Raw genomic sequence first — 3,166 nt, 5'->3', positions numbered from 1 at the left:
GGAGCGGGACCCCCGGCCTGGGGGACGGGGGTCCCGCTCCTTGGGCTCGAGGGCCGCCGCGACAGCCGGGACGGCACAGCACGACCCGGGTGACAACATCGGGCAGCGGCCAGATACTTCGAGTACGACGCCTGCGCCGGGGTGAGCGCGACGACCTGCCCCGGCGCCGATCGGAGGTCTCGATGAGCCCGGCCGCCAAGCAACGTCACATCGCCCTGGTCGCGCACGACAACATGAAGGTCGAGCTCCTGCGCTGGGCCGAGTACAACCGGGACACGCTCGCCGAGCACCAGCTCTACGCGACCGGCACCACCGGCACGATGCTCGAGTACGAGCTCGGCCTTCCCGTGCATCGGTTCCTGTCCGGACCGGTGGGCGGGGACCAGCAGATCGGGGCACGGATCGCCGAGGGTGGACTCGACATGCTGATCTTCTTCTGGGACCCGCTCGAAGCCCAGCCCCACGACCCGGACGTCAAGGCACTGCTCCGGATCGGTGCGGTGTGGAACGTGCCCATGGCCTGCAACGTGGCCACCGCGGACATGATCATCTCCTCACCGCTCCTGTCCAGCGACTACGAGAACCGCCGCCCCGACCTCACACCCCGGTCCTGGGACCAGACCGCCGAGGACCCCGCCTGAACCGACGGACACTCCGGGGCCGGCGCCCCTGTCTCAGGGCCCGACGAGGGAGCCGAAGAGGCGGTCCAGATGCTGGTCGATGGCCGCCAACGCAGCCCGGGGTTCGATCACCTCGAGCTCGAGCAGCGGGGTGAATCCGGTCAGCGCGACGATCAGGTCCGTCTCGACGTCCGGGTCCCGGTCCGGGGCGATCTGGCCCTGCGCGATCGCCTGCCGGACAAGGCGCTCGACCATGGAGCGGCCGTCCCGGAGCCCGAGGGTCGCCTGCTTGCGCAGTTCCGGGTCGTGCAGGGCCTCCAGGACGTAGGCGGCGCTCATCCGGGACGAGGCGCGGGCATCGGCGTGCAGGGGCAGCATCTCCGTGAGCACCAGGCGCAGCACGTCCCTGGGGTGCGGAGGCTGGTCGAGCGCGGCCAGCCCGCGGGCGATCCGGTCGGCGGTCCGGTCGGCCGCGAACTCCATCGCGAAGGTCAGCATCGCCGTACGTGATGCGAAGTAGTGCTGCAGCATCCCCAGCGAGACCCCTGCCTCGCCGGCGACCTCACGCAGGGTCGCCCGGGTCCAGCCGTGCCGGTCGACGACCCGCCACAGCGCACGGGCGATCGCCTCGCGTCGTTCCTGGTGGTCCACCAACTTCGGCACCCTGGCCCCTTCCGTTTGCAATACAGTTGACATAATACACGCGTACCGCAAAACCATGAGACGGAGCGCCGATGACCGACTCGCACCCGCCACCCCAGTTCTTCGACCCGTACGCCGTCGCCATCGACGAGGAGGTGGCGATCGCACTGCTGGCCGACATGCACATCCGCAACGCGATCGAACGTGGCGAGTTCGACAACCTTCCCGGCAGCGGCAAGCCGCTCGACCTGCCCGACCGCCACGATCCCGACTGGTGGTTGAAGAACCTCATGAAGCGCGAGCGGATCGTGCTCCTGCCACCATCGATCCAGCTGCGTATGGAGGATGCCGCGCTGGACGGACGACTCGACGAGCTGTGGAGCGAGGCGGACGTGCGCCAGGAGATCGAGGAGTTCAACCAGCGAGTGCTTCGCGGGCGCTACCAGCCGCCCGCCGGACCACCCCTGGTCACCATGCCGCGGGACGTCGAGGCGACGGTTGCCGCCTGGGCGGATCGCAGGGCGCGGGCCGCGGAGGTGCGAGCAAGGGCCCGCGCGGAGGCACCTGACGAGAGCCGTCGCCGACGACGCAGCCGCGGGCGGCGCCGGTAGCCGGTGTCGAGGTCGATGATCTCGCCCGGATCGCAGCCTGCACCCGCAGCCGACTGCCCCGCACGGACAGCTACGCTCCGCTGGTGAGCAAGACGCGGCGTGGTGTGGTGCGGGCCCCTGACGGAACCGAGATCGCCTACCGGACCCACGGTGACGGCGAACCGGTCGTGCTGGTGCACGGCACCGGACTCTCCCAGGTCGTGTGGCGTGGCCTCGGGTACGTCGACGCCCTCGCCGATTACCAGGTCGTCACGCTGGACCTTCGCGGACACGGACGCAGCGGCCGCCCGCCGTCGCCGTCGGACTACACCGCGGCGCGGTTCGCCTCCGACGTCGTGGCCGTCCTGGACGCGCTCGCGATCCCCCGGACGCACTACCTCGGCTACTCGCTCGGAGCACGGATCGGTTTCACGCTCCTCGACGTCCGGCCCGACCGGCTCACGTCGTTCGTCTCGCTCGGCGGCACCCATCGCAGCACCGCCGGTGGTCCCGCGGAGGTGTTCTTCCCGGACTTCGACGAGGCACTGCGCCGCGGGGGCATGGCCGGGTTCGTCGAGGGCTGGGGACGCCATCGTGGAACGCCGCTGGACCCCCAGACCTCACTGGCGTTCCGGGCGAACGACCCGGCGGCGATGCGCGCGATCCTCGCCGCGATCGAGCACGAGCCAGGCGTGCCGGCAGCCCGGCTCGCACACGTCACCACACCGACCCTGCTGCTGGCGGGCGGCAGGGACCAGGCACGCCTGGACGCCTCGCGCGAGGCGGCACGCGTCATCAGCAACGCACGGGTCGTGGAGCTCGAAGGGCACGACCACGCGACGACGCTCAGCGACCGGGAACGCGTGCTCGGCCACGTCGCGCCGTTCCTGCGGGCGGCGGCGCGAGCCTCGGGCCCTGCCGGAGCGGATGCGCGAAACCCCAGGTCGGAGAACCTTTCGTCACCGTAACAAGTCGGCCGGGAGGCACTGCCGGAACCTACGGTCGGGCGAGAACGGGGGCAGTCCGTTCGCGCGGTGGGCCGCCCCGACAGGGCGCCGTTAGCCTGCTGCCATGCCCGAGAAACCGCCGTTCAGCCCGACCGTCGCCCTGCTCACGGTCAGCCGGGTGTGGGACGCCGCCTTCGCCGACGCGCTCAAGCCGCTCGGCCTGACGACCCGCAAGTACGGTCTGCTCGGCCACATCCGCGCGACGCCGGACGTCTCCTTCAGCGAGCTGGCCCGCCGTTCGCGCATCACCGTGCAGAGCGCCCACACCGCCGTCGCCGCCTTCGCCGCCGACGGCCTGGTCGAGGAC

At 71.2% G+C, this 3,166-nt stretch carries 5 protein-coding genes; 4 read left to right on the top strand and 1 reads right to left on the bottom strand.

The annotated features are described in order from the left end of the window. Positions 1-182: 182 nt before the first annotated feature. Positions 183-641 (top strand): methylglyoxal synthase, encoded by a 459-nt coding sequence (locus PROKR_RS08065; protein WP_036961713.1) that lies wholly within the window; start codon positions 183-185, stop codon positions 639-641. A gap of 33 nt (positions 642-674) precedes the next feature. Here the strand turns inward: PROKR_RS08065 and PROKR_RS08060 are convergent, their stop codons facing one another. Next, positions 675-1,283, bottom strand: coding sequence for a TetR/AcrR family transcriptional regulator (locus tag PROKR_RS08060; protein ID WP_036961711.1), 609 nt, complete (start codon positions 1,281-1,283; stop codon positions 675-677). A 71-nt stretch (positions 1,284-1,354) separates the two neighbouring features. On the opposite strand from PROKR_RS08060, the gene PROKR_RS08055 reads away from it, so the two are divergent. The 3 genes from PROKR_RS08055 to PROKR_RS08045 all read left to right on the top strand — a co-directional run. Beyond that, positions 1,355-1,873 carry a DnaJ family domain-containing protein gene (locus tag PROKR_RS08055; RefSeq protein ID WP_036961709.1) on the top strand — a complete coding sequence of 173 codons (519 nt, stop codon included), beginning with the start codon at positions 1,355-1,357 and terminating at the stop codon, positions 1,871-1,873. Positions 1,874-1,956: 83 nt separating this feature from the next. Next, on the top strand, positions 1,957-2,820 hold the full coding sequence (locus PROKR_RS08050; protein WP_051432778.1) for an alpha/beta fold hydrolase: 864 nt from the start codon (positions 1,957-1,959) through the stop codon (positions 2,818-2,820). Between the two features lie 103 nt (positions 2,821-2,923). Beyond that, positions 2,924-3,166: MarR family transcriptional regulator (locus tag PROKR_RS08045; protein ID WP_036961706.1), on the top strand; the 243-nt coding region annotated here is incomplete at its 3' end.

The organism is Promicromonospora kroppenstedtii DSM 19349 (genome assembly GCF_000515355.1).
In the GTDB taxonomy this organism is placed as follows: domain Bacteria; phylum Actinomycetota; class Actinomycetes; order Actinomycetales; family Cellulomonadaceae; genus Promicromonospora; species Promicromonospora kroppenstedtii.
The sequence above is the reverse complement of the archived record's forward strand: the minus strand, read 5'-3'. Positions and strand labels throughout refer to the sequence as shown.